This is a genomic window from Photobacterium sp. 270122K (assembly GCF_059941365.1).
This window is the reverse complement of the sequence record NZ_JBPOEN010000016.1, coordinates 1-16977: the sequence shown is the minus strand read 5'-3', so window position 1 is coordinate 16977 and position 16977 is coordinate 1. Positions and strand designations below refer to the sequence as shown.

The following is a 16977-nucleotide window of genomic DNA, read 5'->3' as shown; positions in this document are numbered from 1 at the left end:
TTACTCTCCCTTGCCCGTCAGGTTCACGGTGGGGTTCACCAAGCCATACAGCAAATCGACCACCGTATTGGTGACGACAAACACCAGACCGACAAAAATCACGTACGCGGTGATCAGCGGGGTATCCACCCGATTGATCGCCTCGAGGAACAAAAAGCCCGTGCCCGGCCACTGAAAAACGGTCTCGGTCAAAATGGTGTAGGCCACCATGGTGCCGATCTGTACCCCGCCCACGGTCAGCACCGGCAGCAGGGTATTTTTCAGAGCGTGCTGATAATAGATTTTATTCATCGCCAGCCCTTTGGCCTTGGCAAATTTGATGTATTCCGAACTCAACACTTCCAGCATCTCAGCCCGCACCAAACGAATAAACAGCGGTAACATGATCGACGCCAGCGCGATACACGGCAGCACCAAGTGACGCAATCCATCTACCGTGAAGAAGCCCGATTCCCACCCCAGCACATTGGCGGTTTCTCCGCGGCCATAAGACGGCAGCCACCCCAATTCAATGGAAAACACATACATCAGCATGATGGCGGTCAAAAACACCGGGATCGATATCCCGATACTGCTCAACGCCATCACGGTTTTGGTAAAGAAACTGTGGGGATGAATGGCGGAATAGACCCCAAGCGGGATCGACACCAGCACAATAATGAGGCTGGCACCGAACACCAGCTCTAACGTAGCCACCAGCTTGTCGAGGATCACCTCGGTCGCGGGGCGTTTAAAGAAATACGAGGTACCCAGATCCCCTTGCAGCGCATTGGCCACAAAACGCTGGTATTTGGTGATAAACGGATCGTTCAAACCCAGTTCATCGCGAAGTGCTTGACGTTCAGCTTCTGAGACCGACTGCCCCACCAACTCACGCAGTGGATCACCCAGATTATCCTGAATGGCAAACGCCACCAGACTGATCACAAACATCACTATCAGTGCCTGAAACAGGCGCTTGACCAGAAACGTAAACATTCCCTGCCCCTTTAATCTGTCCGTAAAACGTGCCAGCCTGACCTAGCAGACCGGCACGCTATTGCTTTACTTAATCGACCACCAAGTCACCGAAGTACGGCATCACCATCGGGTTCACAATCTCGGCCGCATGGACGTTCGATTTCGCGCCCCATGCTTCACTTTGCCAATGCAAAGGCACAAACGCCGCATCGTCATACAGAATACGTTCGACGTTTTTCAGCATTTGCGCACGCTTAGCCGGATCGGTTTCCTTATTGGACAACTCAACCAATTCGTCCACTTTCGGGTTTGAGTAGTAACCGCAGTTGTATTGGCCTTTGCCTGTCTTCGCATCACGGGTCATGGTCAAGAACTCGGTCAAGTTCGCGGAATCTTCGGTGTCAGAATGCCAACCAATCATCAGCATGTCGGCCGCACACACATCAAACTCCGGCCAGTATTGGGCTTTTGGCAGGGTTTTCAGATCCACCTTGATGCCGATTTTCGACAGCATCGCGGCAGTGGCCTGTGCCACTTTGGCATCATTCACGTAGCGGTTGTTCGGCGCCAACATGGTCAGCTTAAAGCCGTTCTCATAACCCGCTTCTTTCATCAGTTGCTTGGCTTTTTTCACGTCATAACGCGGTACTAACGTTTCGTCATACCCCGCATAGCCCGCCGGGCCTTGCTGACCTGCGGTCGTGGCAAACCCCTTCATGATTTTCTTCACAATGCCTTCGTTATTAACGGCATGCACAATGGCCTGACGCACACGCACATCTTTTAACGCTTCATTGGAGGTCTGGTTCATTTGGAAGGTGATCAGACGGGTGCCCGGTAGCGTCACCAAATCAATGCCTTTGGCTTCAAGCACACGTTTGTGATCGTTTGGCGCCACGGGATGGATCATGTCGACGCCACCAGACAACAATGCCGCCACGCGGGTCGCGTTTTCTTTGATTGGCACCAAGGTCAGCTTATCCACGTTCCCTTTTGAGTCTTTGTCCCAGTAATCCGCGAAGCGTTCAAATTCCACTTTTACACCTTGCTCACGCTCGGTGACGATAAATGGCCCGGTACCCGAGATATTCGTCGAGGCAAACGAGTTACCGTGCTTCACCAACTCCGCTTTGTCTTTACCATCGGCCGTTTTACCACTGTAGAACTTGCTGTCCATCGGGAAAATGTAGGTCGCGGTTTGCAACACCAACGGGTACGGGTACTTGGAGATCAGCTCAACCGTGAAATCATCCACCTTCTTCAATTCAGAGTAGGGTTCAAAAATGGCTTTGAAGTCCGGCGACAATTTCAAACGGTTAAAAGTCCACACCACGTCATCGGCGGTCATCGGGTTGCCCGAATGGAATGTCACACCTTGGCGCAGCGTAAAACGGTAGGTCGTGTCGTTGACGCGCTCCCAGCTTGTTGCCAAGCGCGGTTCAAAATCCAAGGCTTGGGTATAACGCACCAGGGGATCCATCACCATGTGTGACAGTTGTAGCGTACCACCAGACAATTGCTCATGCGGGTCTAGCGAGACAGGATCGGCATCATACGCGACCTTGATATCCGCCGCCGCTGCACTCATGCTCAGGCCGATCGCCATCATGGCAATGGCCAGCTTGGTCTTGAGGGTTTTCATTTTGCATAGCTCCTTTATGCGGGGGAGGAAACTCCCTTGCTGTTGTATTTGCTTATGGTTTTTGTATTTACTTATGGTTGTTATGTGTCGCCACGCACTGCCTGCATGGCGACAAGAAGGGATTAAGCTAACTTCAATCCTTGCTGGCTCATGCCTTTGAACTCAGGCATCAACGCAATGAGTTGCTGGCTATAAGCATGACGCGGGGCCGTGAATAGCTGCTCGGTCTGGGCCACTTCCAACAGTGTGCCGTGCTGCATCACCCCGATGCGATCACACATCTGGCGGATCACCGGTAAATCATGACTGATGAACAGCATGGTAAGATTGAGTTCGTCTTGCAGATCTTTGAGCAGATTGAGGATTTGCGCCTGCACCGAAACGTCGAGGGCCGACGTCGGTTCATCACAAATCAATAAACGTGGGCGAGTCGCCAATGCACGGGCAATGGAAATACGCTGGCGCTGACCGCCAGAGAATTCATGAGGGTATTTTAGCCCCGCCGCACTACCCAACCCCACATGGTTGAGTAAATCACTCACGATTTGGCGGGTTTGACTTTCGTTTTCCGTCAGACGGTGAAAACGGATCGGCTCGGCGATAATATCCATCACCTTCATACGTGGGTTCATGGAGGTGTACGGATTCTGGAACACCATCTGCATTTGCCGACGCAGAGGACGACGCTGCGCTTCGTTTTTCAGCGCGGTCAGATCGATCCCTTCAAACACCACCCGTCCCGAATTCGGCGGGTACAACCCCGCAATGACACGGGCAATGGTCGATTTACCGGATCCCGACTCCCCAACCAGGCCGAAGGTTTCCCCTTCTTTGATCGAAAAGCTGACATTATTGGACGCCTGTACGTATTCACGACGGCTTTCAAAGAAAGAATCTTTGGTGATAAAGCGGAGGTTAACGTTTTCCACCTCCAGTAAGGCCCCGCTGTAACTGCGCTGATCTTCTCGCTGCCCCAGCCAATGGGTTTTGACATCCAGCGGGGAAGTGGCTTCAGCCTCTTCGATATAACTCACCAGCGGAAAACGCTTGAGTTTAATGTCAGAGCGCGGCACGGCAGAGATCAAGCTCTGGGTATAGGGGTGATTCGGCTGACCTAACACTTGCTCAGTGGTGCCTAATTCGACCAAATCACCGCGATACATCACGGCCACACGGTCGGTGACATTGGACACCACACCCATGTCGTGGGTCACCAGCATACAGCCGACATTTTTCGTGATACACAGATCGCGGATCAGGGTGAGGATTTGATCTTGGATCGACACATCCAGGGCCGTTGTCGGCTCATCGGCGATGATCAGATCCGGCTCACCAGCCAGAGCAATCGCAATCACCACCCGCTGGCGCATCCCGCCAGAGAACTGATGCGGGTACTGCTTGATGCGCAATTCCGGTTGTGGGATCCCCACTTGTGTCATCAGGGTTAGCGCCCGCTTGAGGGCCTCGCTCTGACTGACTCGTAAATTCGTCACGATGGTTTCGGTTAACTGCTGCTCCACCGTAAACAGCGGGTTAAGTGACGTCATCGGGTCTTGAAAAATAAACCCGATCTTTGAGCCGCGAACCGTCCGCATCTGCGCGGGAGTCAGCCCTGAGATCATCTTGCCATCCAGATACACCTCACCACTGGCCACGTGCCCTGGCGGGCTGAGCAGATCGATGATCCCGTTACCCACGGTGGATTTGCCGGCGCCGGACTCACCGACCACACCGACAATTTCGCCCCGTTCAATGGAAAACGAGAGCGATTTCACTGCCGCATGCACCCCGTGACGAGACGGGTATTCAATGCGTAAGTTTTTTACTTCCAATAAAGCCATGACCAGACCCCAACTACGTGGCAGCATCCTGCCCTGTCTGAAAAACGAATCCCTTCAATCAGCATAACGCGCTGACTATGTGCCAGAGGCATAATCTGGCAAACATTTTACATAAAAGCAACAACTCACCGGTAAAAACTGACTTTTTGCATAGACGCAGAATAAATAGTCACATTACTTCGCATAGGGTTAAAAATAAAAGCGAGAGCCCAATAAGCACCTTGTCGTACAGCACAGGTAATACGCAGTGAATAACGCTATAAAAGTGGTTATATGTTATTACTTAAAAATGCCACACTTGCATAAACACGCAAAGCACGAAATGTGAAAGTTAACAACTTTAAAACAACACACTGCTTTTTATGGTTTTTTACTGTTTATATGGCGAAGGTGTGACAGATCGCGCACATTAAGACTGCTTGATTTCTACTTTGCGGAAGATCACACTTTTTCATTGTGCAAAAAAGCGACAAATACCGTTTTTTTTGATGGGCAGCGCACGATCGAAGGCAACATTGATATGCAACAAGTCTTCTTTTTTATTGTCCCCTCCTGTACACCCAATAATCCGCTCAGAAAATAACGACACGCCGACGCCATTATGACAGTGACAACACCACGCCCTCTTTCTGAAATGAACACGCGAACAAGACGCAGAAATGAAAAAGCCCCAGTCTTTCGACTGGGGCTGATAAACGTAATCGTTGAAGATAATAAAGAGGAATGCGCTGCGAGTGGGCAGCCACCGAACTGGCGTTTCAGGGAGGGCGGCCTTCCAGACCCGAGGCTTTCGCAATGCGAAACGACAGAAATGAAAAAAGCCCCAGTCTTTCGACTGAGGCTTCTAAAAGTGGTCGGTGAAGAGGGATTCGAACCCCCGACCCTCTGGTCCCAAACCAGATGCGCTACCAAACTGCGCTATTCACCGACGTTGCTTCAGCGTACTGAAGACTTTAATAATGGGGTGGCTAACGGGATTCGAACCCGCGACAACTGGAATCACAATCCAGGACTCTACCAACTGAGCTATAGCCACCATTGTAAGTGGTCGGTGAAGAGGGATTCGAACCCCCGACCCTCTGGTCCCAAACCAGATGCGCTACCAAACTGCGCTATTCACCGACTTAATTCTGTTGAGGTCTTTCACCTCTGACTACTGATGATAGCATCAATACTCTTTAATATGGGGTGGCTAACGGGATTCGAACCCGCGACAACTGGAATCACAATCCAGGACTCTACCAACTGAGCTATAGCCACCAATGTTTTCTTTTTGCCAATACGTCCATTTTATCCGGAATGGCGCACCCGAAAGGATTCGAACCTTCGACCTTTGGCTCCGGAGGCCAACGCTCTATCCAGCTGAGCTACGGGCGCATACCCTATCGGCGGAGGTGAATATTACGGATCCGACCCTAATTCGTAAAGTGTTTTTTTTGATTTTTTTTCCGTTCGCTGCAAATGTAAGCAAATAACTGTTGATTCGTATCATACAAACACAGCAGCCAGGTTTATCAAGGGGGAAACTGCAGGTATAATTACGAGGATTTTACAATTTAAACATTATCTCAATAATCACAGCCTTGTTTCAACAGTTTCATCATACCCCATGACAAAACGGACAAGACGACTGTGACAACGCACAAAAACAATCTGGAAGTGTAAGGTGAGCTCAATGGAATTATCTCTTCGACAACTCATGATAGCGGCTGTCGCCACCCTGACGCTGGCGGGCAGTGCCATTGCCGCCGATATGTCAGACGATGCTATCGCACAGCGTATCAAACCGGTGGGCTCGGTGTATCTTGAAGGGGATGCCCCTGCCATGCCCGTGGTTGCCGCTGACCCCCGTACCGGTGATGCCGTCTATGGCACCTTCTGTGCCGCCTGTCACGGCACTGGCATTATGGGCGCACCGAAAAAAGGCGTCGCTGGTGACTGGGATGCACGTCTTGCCAAAGGTAACGAGACGTTGGCCAGCAATGCCATCAACGGCTTTAACGCCATGCCAGCCAAAGGCTCCTGTATGGACTGTAGCGATGATGAAATCATTGCCGCCATTGACCACATGATTGAAGGGCTATAAGCGCCCTCTGTCGCTAAGGCACGCGCTCTGTGGGCAACAAAGTCTGACAACGACCCACAAAAAAGGGGTGAACAACGATCACCCCTTTTGCTTTATCGCCCCGTTTGCTAACGAAACGCTACTTCTTAAACATCGCCCGAATGTTGGCAATGTGTGCTTGCCCCTTGTGCATCCGCTCTTGGGCCGTCACCGGTTTTTTATCCGCCGCCCACTCCAAATCATCTTGGGGCAATTCGTACAAGAAACGGCTCGGCTCTGGCTTGAGCAGTTCACCGTACTGGCGACGTTCTTTGCACAAGGTAAACGTCAGCTCTTTCTGTGCACGGGTGATCCCCACATACATCAAGCGGCGCTCCTCTTCGACATTGTCTTCATCAATGCTGCTTTGGTGCGGCAAAATCCCCTCTTCGCTACCAATCAGGTACACATACGGGAACTCCAAGCCTTTGGAGGCGTGCAAGGTCATCAACTGCATCTGATCGGCCTCATCGTCATCTTCGCCCCGTTCCATCATGTCACGCAGGGTCAAACGCTGAACCACTTCTTTCAAGGTTTTCACTTCCTGATCGTAGTTATCGCCTTCCAAGTCCGCCGTGATCCAGCTGTAGAGATCCGAGACGTTCTTCATGCGCATTTCCGCCGCCTTAGGGCTGGCAGAAGTTTCATACAACCAATCTTCGTAGTGAATATCACGCACCAACTGGCGCACCGCCGCAACGGTATCACCGCGCTCGGCATTATCGGCCAGTTCGACCACCCAACGGGTAAAGCGTTGCAAAGACTCAAGCCCACGCCCTGACAGGTGTTGCTCTAGCCCCAACTCAAAACTGGCGGCAAACAGGCTCTTACCGCGCATGTTGGCATACGTACCCAGCTTTTCCAGTGTCACCGGGCCAATCTCACGGCGTGGCGTGTTCACAATACGCAAGAAGGCATTGTCATCATCTTGGTTGGTCAACAAGCGCAGATACGCCATGATGTCTTTGATTTCGACCCGCGAGAAAAACGACGTACCGCCGGAAATCTTGTACGGGATCCGGTTTTGCAGCAGGGCTTTTTCAAACAGGCGCGACTGGTGATTACCGCGATAAAGAATGGCGTAATCTTTATATTGGGTGTTATTCATAAAGCGGTGGGCAATCATCTCACCGACCACTTTCTCCGCCTCATGCTCTTCATTTTTCGCCGTGATCACTTTCAGCATTTCACCGTCTGGGATTTCGGAAAACAGCGCTTTTTCAAACAGGTGCGGGTTGTTGGCAATCAAGATATTCGCGGTACGCAAAATCCGGCTGGTTGAGCGGTAATTCTGCTCCAGCTTAATCACACGAAGGCTAGGGAAGTCTTTGTTTAGTAATGCTAAATTTTCTGGTTGCGCCCCGCGCCAGGAATAAATCGACTGATCATCATCACCGACCACGGTAAAACGTGAGCGCTCACCCACCAGCAATTTCACGAAGCTATATTGGCTGGTGTTGGTATCCTGATATTCATCCACCAGCAAGTAGCGGATCTTGTTCTGCCAGCGTTCACGCACCTCTCGGTTATCACGCAATAGCAGCACTGGCATCAGGATCAAGTCATCAAAATCCAAGGCGTTGTACGCCTTCATCTGACGCTGGTACATCTCATAACAATGGGCAAACAGCTGATCGCGCTCGCTGCTGGCGTGTGCCATGGCATCAGCGGGCCCCACCATGTCGTTCTTCCAGTTAGAGATGCTCGACAGCAACATTTTGAGCAAGTCTTTATCGCCGTCCAGTTCATCTTCGGTCAGCTCTTTGAGCAATGCCATCTGATCTTGATCGTCAAATAGCGAGAAACTGGCCTTCAACCCCAGGTGCTTATATTCACGACGAATGATATTCAGCCCCAAGGTGTGGAACGTCGAGACCATCAAACCCTTGGCTTCCTGCTTACCCAGCGTTTGACCAACACGCTCTTTCATTTCGCGCGCCGCCTTGTTGGTAAAGGTCAGTGCCGCGATATTGCGCGCCTTATAGTCGCAATGCTGAACCAAGTAAGCGATTTTATTGGTAATGACTCGAGTCTTTCCCGAGCCTGCGCCCGCGAGGACGAGACAAGGGCCGGCAATATATTTTACCGCTTCGTTTTGCCTTGGGTTCAGTTTCATGCGCGTATCCTGTGTAGTTCTGGGGCCTGCAGCCGCATTGTAGCGGGTTATTCCACATTGTCTATGTACCGTGCTTAACCGCCAGTAAGCCTTTGAGGAATAAAAAGTCTTGCACTCACTATATGACACTTTAGAATAATGAATGAACGTTCATTCACCATTTTTACAGAACCTGTTATGAGTGACAAAAAGACACGTATTTTAGACGCGACCGAAAAACTGCTCGCTAAATACGGATTTCATGGCATTTCGATGCAAATGGTAGCAAAAGAGGCCGGTGTGGCAGCGGGGACGATTTATCGTTATTTCGACGACAAAAATGATCTGATGTACCAGCTGCATCATCATATTTTGGCGTATGTCGCGAATAAAATCAGTCAAAACGTGTCGGATGACATGCCGCTGAAATGTCGGTTTCGCACGATGTGGCTCAACCTGTGGGACATGGCCACACAGGAAGGGGCGCCACTGCTCACGCGTGGACAGTTTGAGAACCTCCCTCGCGGCGACAGCCCAGAACAACGACAACAAGAAAAGCACCTTTTCGCTAAGGTCGATCGTTTATTTGATGAAGGCAAAGCCCTTGGGCTGTTCAAGCCATTAGATAACGACATCCTCAGCGTTTTGAGCTTAGAGCCGAGCGCCTGCTTGGCTCGAAAGCATGTGAACGGCATCTACACGATCACCGATGACGCCCTTGAGGCGGCCATTGATGCGTGCTGGGACGCCATTCTTCAGCATTAATATTAAAAAACGGAGCATACCCATCGATGAAAAAATGGATTGTGATGCTACTTATCGCGCTACTGCTATTTGGTAGTGTGGTAGGTTTCAATTTTTTCAAACAACAGAAAATCGCCGAGTACATGGCGAACATGCCTGAGCCCGAATTTCCGGTCACGGTAACGAAGGCGCAATCAACCAACTGGATCCCGGCGATTGAAGCGATCGGCTTTATCGAACCGAACCAAGGGGTGACCATCACCACGGAAGTCTCCGGTGTGGTAAAAACCATCGACTTTGATTCAGGCACCACGGTGAAAGCCGGCCAAGAGCTCTTGTCACTCGACTCTGACGTCGAACAAGCCAACTTACGCAGTGCACAGGCACGCTTACCGGCGGCAAAAGCCAAGTATGAGCGTTACCGTGGCCTGTTTAAGAAAGGGTCTATCTCAAAAGAAGCGTACGATGATGCGGAAGCCTCTTACTACTCTCTGTCTGCCGATATCGAAAGCTTAAAAGCGACCATTGCGCGTCGTACCATCAAAGCCCCTTTCAATGGTGTGGTGGGCCTGCGTAACGTGTTCTTGGGTCAATACATCCAACCGGGCACCGATGTGGTTCGCTTGGAAGACACGACCCTGATGAAGCTGCGCTTTACCGTTCCGCAAACCGACATCACGGAGATCCGTTTGGGTCAGGATGTGGAAATCTTTGTGGATGCCTACCCTGAAACGCCGTTCAGCGGCAAGATCAGTGCCATTGAGCCGGCCGTGAGCTACCAAAGTGGTCTGGTACAGGTACAAGCCGACATCCCGAACAATGATGGTCAGCTACGTAGCGGTATGTTTGCCCGTGCACATATCATTTTGCCGACGCTGGACGATCAGATCATCCTGCCGCAAACGGCGATCACCTACACCCTGTACGGCGACAATGTTTACATCACTTATCACGATGAAGACGGCAACCTGCGCGTGAAACAGTCTGTGATCAAAGTCGGCGAGCGAAAAGGAAGCGATGCACACATCCTAAGCGGTGTGAAAGCGGGTGATACCGTGGTGACGGCCGGGCAAGTGCGCCTGAGCAACCACGCCAAAGTGAAAGTGGTAGAAAGCGATACGCTGAATGCCCCCGCTGAAACCCCAATGCTATAACTCGGAGGAGAGATGCGCTTTACTGATGTGTTCATCAAGCGTCCTGTTCTGGCAATCTCGATCAGCTTTCTGATCGCGCTCCTCGGCCTGCAAGCCATTTTCAAAATGCAGGTACGAGAATACCCAGACATGACCAACACCGTTGTGACGGTGACAACCAGCTACTACGGTGCCAGTGCCGATTTGATCCAGGGCTTCATTACGCAGCCACTGGAACAAGCGATCGCACAGGCTGACAATATCGACTTCATGACGTCGTCGTCGGTACTGGGTTCATCGACCATTACGGTCACCATGAAACTCAATACCGATCCAAATGCCGCCTTGGCCGATATTCTGGCCAAAACCAACTCGGTGCGTTCTCAGCTGCCTAAAGAAGCGGAAGATCCCACGGTAACCATGTCGACCGGCTCCACCACAGCGGTCATGTACATCGGCTTTACCAGTGACGAATTGGCTTCAAGCCAGATCACCGATTACCTTGAGCGTGTGATTAACCCACAGCTGTTCACGGTCAACGGGGTATCCAAAGTCGATCTGTATGGCGGCATGAAATACGCCCTGCGCGTGTGGTTAGACCCGGCCAAAATGGCGGCGTATAACCTCATGGCGATGGATGTCATGAACGTGTTGAACGTCAACAACTACCAGTCAGCGACCGGTCAGGCGACAGGCGAGTTTGTAGTGTACAACGGCACGGCAGACACGCAGGTCACCAATACCGATGAGCTTGAGAAGTTGGTGGTGTCGACGCAAAAAGGCCAAGTGATCCGCTTGGGTGACATTGCTAAAGTGACGCTGGAAAAGAGTCACGATGTATACCGTGCCTCTGCCAACGGTCAGGAAGCTGTGGTTGCTGCCATCAATGCCGCGCCAAGTGCCAACCCGATCAACATCGCGGCCGATGTGTACACGCTGTTGCCGGAGTTGGAACGCAACCTGCCAAGCAACATCAAAATGAACATCATGTATGACTCCACGATTGCGATCAACGAGTCCATCCATGAAGTGATCAAGACCATCGCCGAAGCGGCCATCATCGTATTGGTGGTGATCACCCTGTTCTTGGGGTCGTTCCGTGCCGTGATCATTCCGATTGTGACGATTCCTTTGTCATTGATCGGGGTGGCCATGGTGATGCAGGTGTTCGGTTTCTCGTGGAACCTAATGACCTTACTGGCGATGGTACTGGCCATCGGCTTGGTGGTCGATGATGCGATCGTGGTACTGGAAAACGTCGACCGTCACCTGAAAGAAGGGGAATCCCCTTTCCGTGCCGCCATTATCGGTACCCGTGAAATCGCGGTACCAGTTATTGCCATGACCCTGACACTGGGCGCGGTATACGCCCCTATCGCGATGATGGGCGGCATTACCGGCTCCTTGTTCAAGGAATTTGCGCTGACACTGGCCGGTGCCGTGTTTGTATCGGGGATCATCGCCCTGACACTTTCACCGATGATGTGTTCAAAAATGCTCAAGGCCAACGAAAAGCCAAGCAAATTTGAAACCGCCGTGCACAACTTCCTCGACCGCATGACCAACCGCTATGAAAAAATGCTGGGTGGCGTGATGACGATGCGTCCGGTGGTGATTGTGTTTGCCATCATCGTTTTCGGTACGTTGCCTTTACTGTTCAAGTTCATTCCAAGTGAATTGGCACCGTCGGAAGATAAGGGCGTATTGGTACTGATGGGGACCGCACCGTCCAACGCCAACCTCGATTACATCGAGAACACCATGGAGAAGGTGAATGGCATGCTGGCGGCTCAACCGGAAGTTGCTTTTGCTCAGGTATTCTCTGGGGTACCAAGCTCTAACCAAGCCTTTGGTATTGCCTCAATGGTACCGTGGAGCGAGCGTGAAGCAAGCCAGGCGGACGTGGTTAAACGTGTGACGGGGTTGGTGAAGGACGTGCCAGAAATGGCCGTGACAGCCTTCCAGATGCCAGAGCTGCCAGGTGCGGGTTCAGGCTTGCCGATCCAGTTTGTGATCACCACGCCAAACAGCTTCGAAAGCCTGTTCCAGATCAGTAGCGATATTTTGGCCAAAGTGAAAAACAATGGCATGTTCGTCTACTCTGATCTCGATCTGAACTACGATTCGGCAACGATGAAAATCAAGATCGACAAGGACAAGGCGGGCGCCTACGGCGTGACGATGCAGGACATCGGTATCACCTTGAGCACCATGATGGCGGACGGTTACGTTAACCGTATCGACTTAAATGGCCGCTCTTACGAGGTGATCCCACAGGTAGAACGTAAGTACCGCCTGAATCCTGAATCCCTGAAAGGCTACTATGTGCGTGCGGCTAACGGCAATGCGATCCCGCTGGGCAGTCTGGTGACGATTGATGTGGTGTCTGAGCCTCGTGCTCTGCCACACTTTAATCAGCTTAACTCAGCGACCGTGGGTGCCGTTCCTGCACCGGGTATCGCAATGGGTGATGCCATCAACTGGTTCCAGACAGAAGCGGTCAGCATGCTGCCATCGGGGTACCAGTACGACTTCATGGGCGCATCACGTCAGTTCGTGACCGAAGGTAACGCGCTGTATACCACCTTTGCCTTGGCATTGGCGATCATCTTCTTGGTCCTGGCGATTCAGTTTGAATCACTGCGTGACCCATTGGTGATCTTGGTGTCAGTACCGCTGGCTATCTGTGGTGCGTTGATTGCGCTGGCATGGGGTGCCGCGACCATGAACATCTATTCGCAGGTCGGCCTGATCACCCTGATTGGTTTGATCACCAAGCACGGTATCTTGATTTGTGAGGTGGCGAAGGAAGAGCAGCTGCTGCACAAGAAAGATCGCATGGCAGCGGTGATGGAAGCCGCGAAGATCCGTCTTCGCCCAATCCTGATGACCACCGCTGCAATGATTGCCGGCCTGATCCCGCTGCTTTACGCAACCGGTGCCGGTGCCGCACAGCGTTTCAGTATCGGTATTGTTATCGTGGCCGGTCTGGCGATCGGTACCCTCTTTACCTTGTTCGTACTGCCAGTGATCTACACCTATCTGGCGAGCATCCACAAACCCCTTCCGGTTTTTGTGGAAGATAAAGATCTGGAAAAGCTGAAGCGCGCCGATGAAGCACGCCACGCTTTGAAAGAGGCCCGCGAACACTGAGTGTTGAAAGACGAATCTAAGAGGCCGCCCTGTGCGGCCTCTTTTTTTTGGTATAATCTTCAACGACAATACGGATATCTTTGAATAAAATAACGGCAACAATAAGATGCCGCTACGGAGTTAACAATACGATGTTTGATCCAAAAAAATTAGAGCAGGTTGCCAAGCAGATCCACGATGCGATGCCGCAGCCCGTGAAAGAGCTCGGCAATGATGTTGAGCAGAAAGTCCGCCAAGTGATCCAAGCCCAACTGGGTAAAATGGACGTGGTCAGCCGTGAAGAGTTTGATGTACAAACGCAGGTCCTTTTACGCACACGCCAGAAACTGACGGCCCTTGAGCAAAAAATGGAGGCGTTAGAAAGCCGCCTGAACACGCAAGCGACCGACAAGCAAGACTGATCGCGTCTCGGTCTCGCTACGCTAGCCAACAAAAAAGCCCAGAACGAATTCTGGGCTTTTTTTATTTTTGACCGTTTCTAACAATCAAACGGAGGGCATCATTACCCGCCAACAGCGATGCGCTTCATGTCCGTCATGTAGCCTCGCAATTCATGGCCGATCCACTCAACCGGGTGATTACGCACGGCTTCATTCACTTCAATCAGCTTCTGGTTATCAACAAAGTTAGAGGTTTCACCCAAACCTTTACCGATCACATCTGTGCCGACTTTTGGCATGAACTGCTCACGCAATAGTGGCGTGGCCACATTGGCAAACAGATAGTTACCGTATTCAGCGGTGTCTGAAATCACCACGTTCATCTCGTACAGACGCTTACGGGCAATGGTGTTGGCAATCAATGGCAGTTCGTGCAGCGATTCATAGTACGCTGACTCTTCGATAATGCCTGAAGCTGTCATTGCTTCAAACGCCAGTTCAACCCCCGCACGCACCATCGCAACCATCACAATACCGTTATCAAAGTAGTCTTGCTCTGAGATCTGAATATCGCTGTCTGGGTAGTTCTCAAACGCCGTTTCCGCCGTCTCGCCACGCCAGCCAAGAAGGTTAGAATCATCATTCGCCCAATCCGCCATCATAGTACGCGAGAACTCGCCTTCAATGATGTCATCCATGTGTTTGTTGTACAGCGGACGCATCAGATCTTTTAGCTCTTCAGACAGATCAAACGCTTTGATTTTTGCTGGGTTAGACAGGCGATCCATCATGTGGGTGATACCACCGAATTTCAGCGCTTCAGTAATCGTTTCCCAACCAAACTGCAGCAATTTGCCCGCATAAGCTGGCTCAATGCCGTCTGCAATCATCTTCTCATAACAAACAATGGAACCCGCTTGTAGCATGCCGCACAAAATGGTCTGTTCGCCCATAAGATCGGACTTCACTTCGGCCACGAAAGAAGACTCAAGCACGCCCGCACGGTGACCACCGGTCGCAGCCGCCCACGCTTTCGCAATTTCAAGGCCATCGCCCTGAGGATCATTTTCTGGGTGTACCGCAATCAATGTCGGCACACCAAAGCCACGTTTGTACTCTTCACGCACTTCAGTACCCGGGCACTTCGGCGCCACCATCACAACCGTCAGATCAGGACGTACCTGCATACCTTCTTCAACGATATTGAAACCGTGTGAATAGCCCAACGCAGCGCCTTGCTTCATCAGCGGCATGACCGTCTGTACCACATTGGTGTGCTGCTTATCGGGTGTCAGGTTCACCACCAAATCCGCCTGCGGGATCAAGGTTTCATAGCTGCCGACTTCAAACCCGTTCTCTTTGGCATTCTTGTACGACTGACGCTGTTCATCAATCGCAGCCTGACGCAGTGCATACGCCACATCCAGGCCCGAGTCGCGCATGTTCAAACCTTGGTTCAAGCCTTGTGCACCACAACCAACAATGACCACCTTCTTACCTTTAAGGTAATCCGCTTCGTTAGCGAATTCTGCTTTATCCATAAAACGACAGCGACCTAATTGATCTAACTGCTGGCGAAGGTTTAGGGTATTGAAATAATTAGCCATAACAACAAACTCCGTGAATTCTGTTCCTTGAACGACATGACTTGTCGAATACCCTGATACTAATTCACCCGATTTGTTGCGCAAAGTGATATATTCACAACAAGTAATTGCGCTTTTTGCAACATGGAAGGGATACCGTGAACACCAAGTACTTGCAGCAGTTTATTCATCTTTGCGACAGTCGAAACTTCGCGAAAACCGCGACGGCGATGCACCTGAGTCCTTCAGCACTCAGCCGGCAGATCCAAAAGCTGGAACAAGAAGTGGGACAGCAACTGCTCATACGCGACAACCGCAGTGTTGAACTCACCCCAGCAGGACGAGCATTGTTACCTGTCGCCCTCAATATCCTCGCAGAATGGCAGCAATACCAAGATCTGTTCAATGGCTCGAACAACGAACTCAGTGGCGAGTTACGCCTATTCTGCTCCGTCACCGCCAGCTATAGCCACCTCCCCGATCTCTTATCTGAGTTTCGCCTCCGACACCCTCGTATTGAACTGAAAGTCTCGACGGGTGATCCAGCTCAGGCGATCCATACTGTCACTTGCGATGAGGCCGATATCGCGATCTCCGCCCTGCCCGAGCACTTACCCGCCAAAGTCGCCTTTGAACCCATCAGCGATATACCACTTTCCGTGATTGCTCCCACCGCCCCCGGCGCCTTCACCGAAGAGTTGCACAGCAACAACCCCAATTGGTCGACGATCCCGTTCATCGTACCGGCAGCAGGTACGGCACGAGAGCGAGCCAATACGTGGTTCAAACAGATGAAAATCAAACCACCGATTTACGCGCAGGTGTCCGGCCATGAAGCCATTGTCAGTATGGTGGCGTTGGGCTGTGGCGTCGGTATTGCCCCTGATGTGGTGATCGATAACAGCCCGGTACGGGATAAGATTGAGCGTCTGAAAGTCGCTCCAATCAAACCTTTTGAGCTTGGCCTGTGCTGCCTGCGGCATCAACTCGATAACCCGTTGGTCAAAGCCCTGTGGGAAGTAGCAGAAGGCGTATGGGTATAGAATCCCATATCCAATGTGAGGCAGGCGTAAAAAAAGCCCAAGTCTTTCGACTGGGCTTAGTATAGTGGAGAAGCGGACGGGGCTTTAACCTTGAGAGCAACACGTCCCCCTGCGTGACAGGCCGCCACCTTCAAGGTGAATAAGCTAACCCACTGAACTATAGCAGCAACAGGACTAACAATATTGGTGATGATATTGCGCCGGAAAAATGTTCATAGCAAGGCGGCTATTGCGGGGACTAGTGGGCTAATTTCAAAATAGCCAACGTGGCGATGGACATTTTTAACAAGCAACAG

Annotated in this window: 11 protein-coding genes and 5 tRNA genes; 6 read left to right on the top strand and 10 right to left on the bottom strand. The window is 51.4% G+C overall.

The window, feature by feature from the left end; genetic code table 11:
- From ACSF8W_RS22090 to ACSF8W_RS22055, 8 genes are all read right to left on the bottom strand, one after another.
- Positions 1 to 978, bottom strand: a complete 978-nt coding sequence (locus ACSF8W_RS22090; RefSeq protein ID WP_500849257.1) for an ABC transporter permease — start codon at positions 976 to 978, stop codon at positions 1 to 3.
- Positions 979 to 1048: 70 nt separating this feature from the next.
- On the bottom strand, positions 1049 to 2602 hold the full coding sequence (locus ACSF8W_RS22085) for an ABC transporter substrate-binding protein (protein WP_500849256.1): 1554 nt from the start codon (positions 2600 to 2602) through the stop codon (positions 1049 to 1051).
- A 122-nt stretch (positions 2603 to 2724) separates the two neighbouring features.
- Positions 2725 to 4443, bottom strand: a complete 1719-nt coding sequence (locus ACSF8W_RS22080) for a dipeptide ABC transporter ATP-binding protein (protein WP_500849255.1) — start codon at positions 4441 to 4443, stop codon at positions 2725 to 2727.
- Between the two features lie 851 nt (positions 4444 to 5294).
- A tRNA-Pro gene (locus tag ACSF8W_RS22075) sits at positions 5295 to 5371 on the bottom strand.
- Positions 5372 to 5403: 32 nt separating this feature from the next.
- Positions 5404 to 5479: transfer RNA gene (locus ACSF8W_RS22070), tRNA-His, on the bottom strand.
- A gap of 9 nt (positions 5480 to 5488) precedes the next feature.
- Positions 5489 to 5565: transfer RNA gene (locus tag ACSF8W_RS22065), tRNA-Pro, on the bottom strand.
- Between the two features lie 62 nt (positions 5566 to 5627).
- Positions 5628 to 5703, bottom strand: a tRNA-His gene (locus ACSF8W_RS22060).
- Positions 5704 to 5743: 40 nt separating this feature from the next.
- Positions 5744 to 5820 (bottom strand) — tRNA-Arg (locus ACSF8W_RS22055).
- Between the two features lie 298 nt (positions 5821 to 6118).
- Here ACSF8W_RS22055 and ACSF8W_RS22050 point away from each other — a divergent pair.
- On the top strand, positions 6119 to 6529 hold the full coding sequence (locus ACSF8W_RS22050) for a c-type cytochrome (protein WP_500849254.1): 411 nt from the start codon (positions 6119 to 6121) through the stop codon (positions 6527 to 6529).
- Between the two features lie 118 nt (positions 6530 to 6647).
- Here the strand turns inward: ACSF8W_RS22050 and rep are convergent, their stop codons facing one another.
- Complete coding sequence (rep, locus tag ACSF8W_RS22045) at positions 6648 to 8663, bottom strand: DNA helicase Rep (protein WP_500849253.1); 2016 nt, start codon at positions 8661 to 8663, stop codon at positions 6648 to 6650.
- Positions 8664 to 8840: 177 nt separating this feature from the next.
- Here rep and ACSF8W_RS22040 point away from each other — a divergent pair, with 177 nt between their 5' ends.
- The 4 genes from ACSF8W_RS22040 to ubiK all read left to right on the top strand — a co-directional run bounded on the left by ACSF8W_RS22040 (position 8841) and on the right by ubiK (position 14073).
- A complete protein-coding gene (locus ACSF8W_RS22040) occupies positions 8841 to 9407 on the top strand; it encodes a TetR/AcrR family transcriptional regulator (protein WP_500849252.1) in 567 nt (188 codons plus the stop codon).
- 26 nt (positions 9408 to 9433) lie between these two features.
- Entirely contained in the window at positions 9434 to 10540 is a 1107-nt protein-coding gene (locus tag ACSF8W_RS22035; RefSeq protein ID WP_500849251.1) for an efflux RND transporter periplasmic adaptor subunit, read from the top strand.
- A 12-nt stretch (positions 10541 to 10552) separates the two neighbouring features.
- A complete protein-coding gene (locus ACSF8W_RS22030) occupies positions 10553 to 13672 on the top strand; it encodes a multidrug efflux RND transporter permease subunit (protein WP_500849250.1) in 3120 nt (1039 codons plus the stop codon).
- Positions 13673 to 13803: 131 nt separating this feature from the next.
- Positions 13804 to 14073, top strand: a complete 270-nt coding sequence (ubiK, locus tag ACSF8W_RS22025) for a ubiquinone biosynthesis accessory factor UbiK (RefSeq protein WP_500849249.1) — start codon at positions 13804 to 13806, stop codon at positions 14071 to 14073.
- Positions 14074 to 14174: 101 nt separating this feature from the next.
- On the opposite strand, the gene ilvC is transcribed toward ubiK, so the two are convergent.
- Entirely contained in the window at positions 14175 to 15659 is a 1485-nt protein-coding gene (gene ilvC, locus ACSF8W_RS22020) for a ketol-acid reductoisomerase (RefSeq protein WP_500849248.1), read from the bottom strand.
- Positions 15660 to 15796: 137 nt separating this feature from the next.
- Here ilvC and ilvY point away from each other — a divergent pair, with 137 nt between their 5' ends.
- On the top strand, positions 15797 to 16681 hold the full coding sequence (ilvY, locus tag ACSF8W_RS22015) for an HTH-type transcriptional activator IlvY (protein WP_500849247.1): 885 nt from the start codon (positions 15797 to 15799) through the stop codon (positions 16679 to 16681).
- The last annotated feature ends 296 nt before the right edge of the window (positions 16682 to 16977 follow it).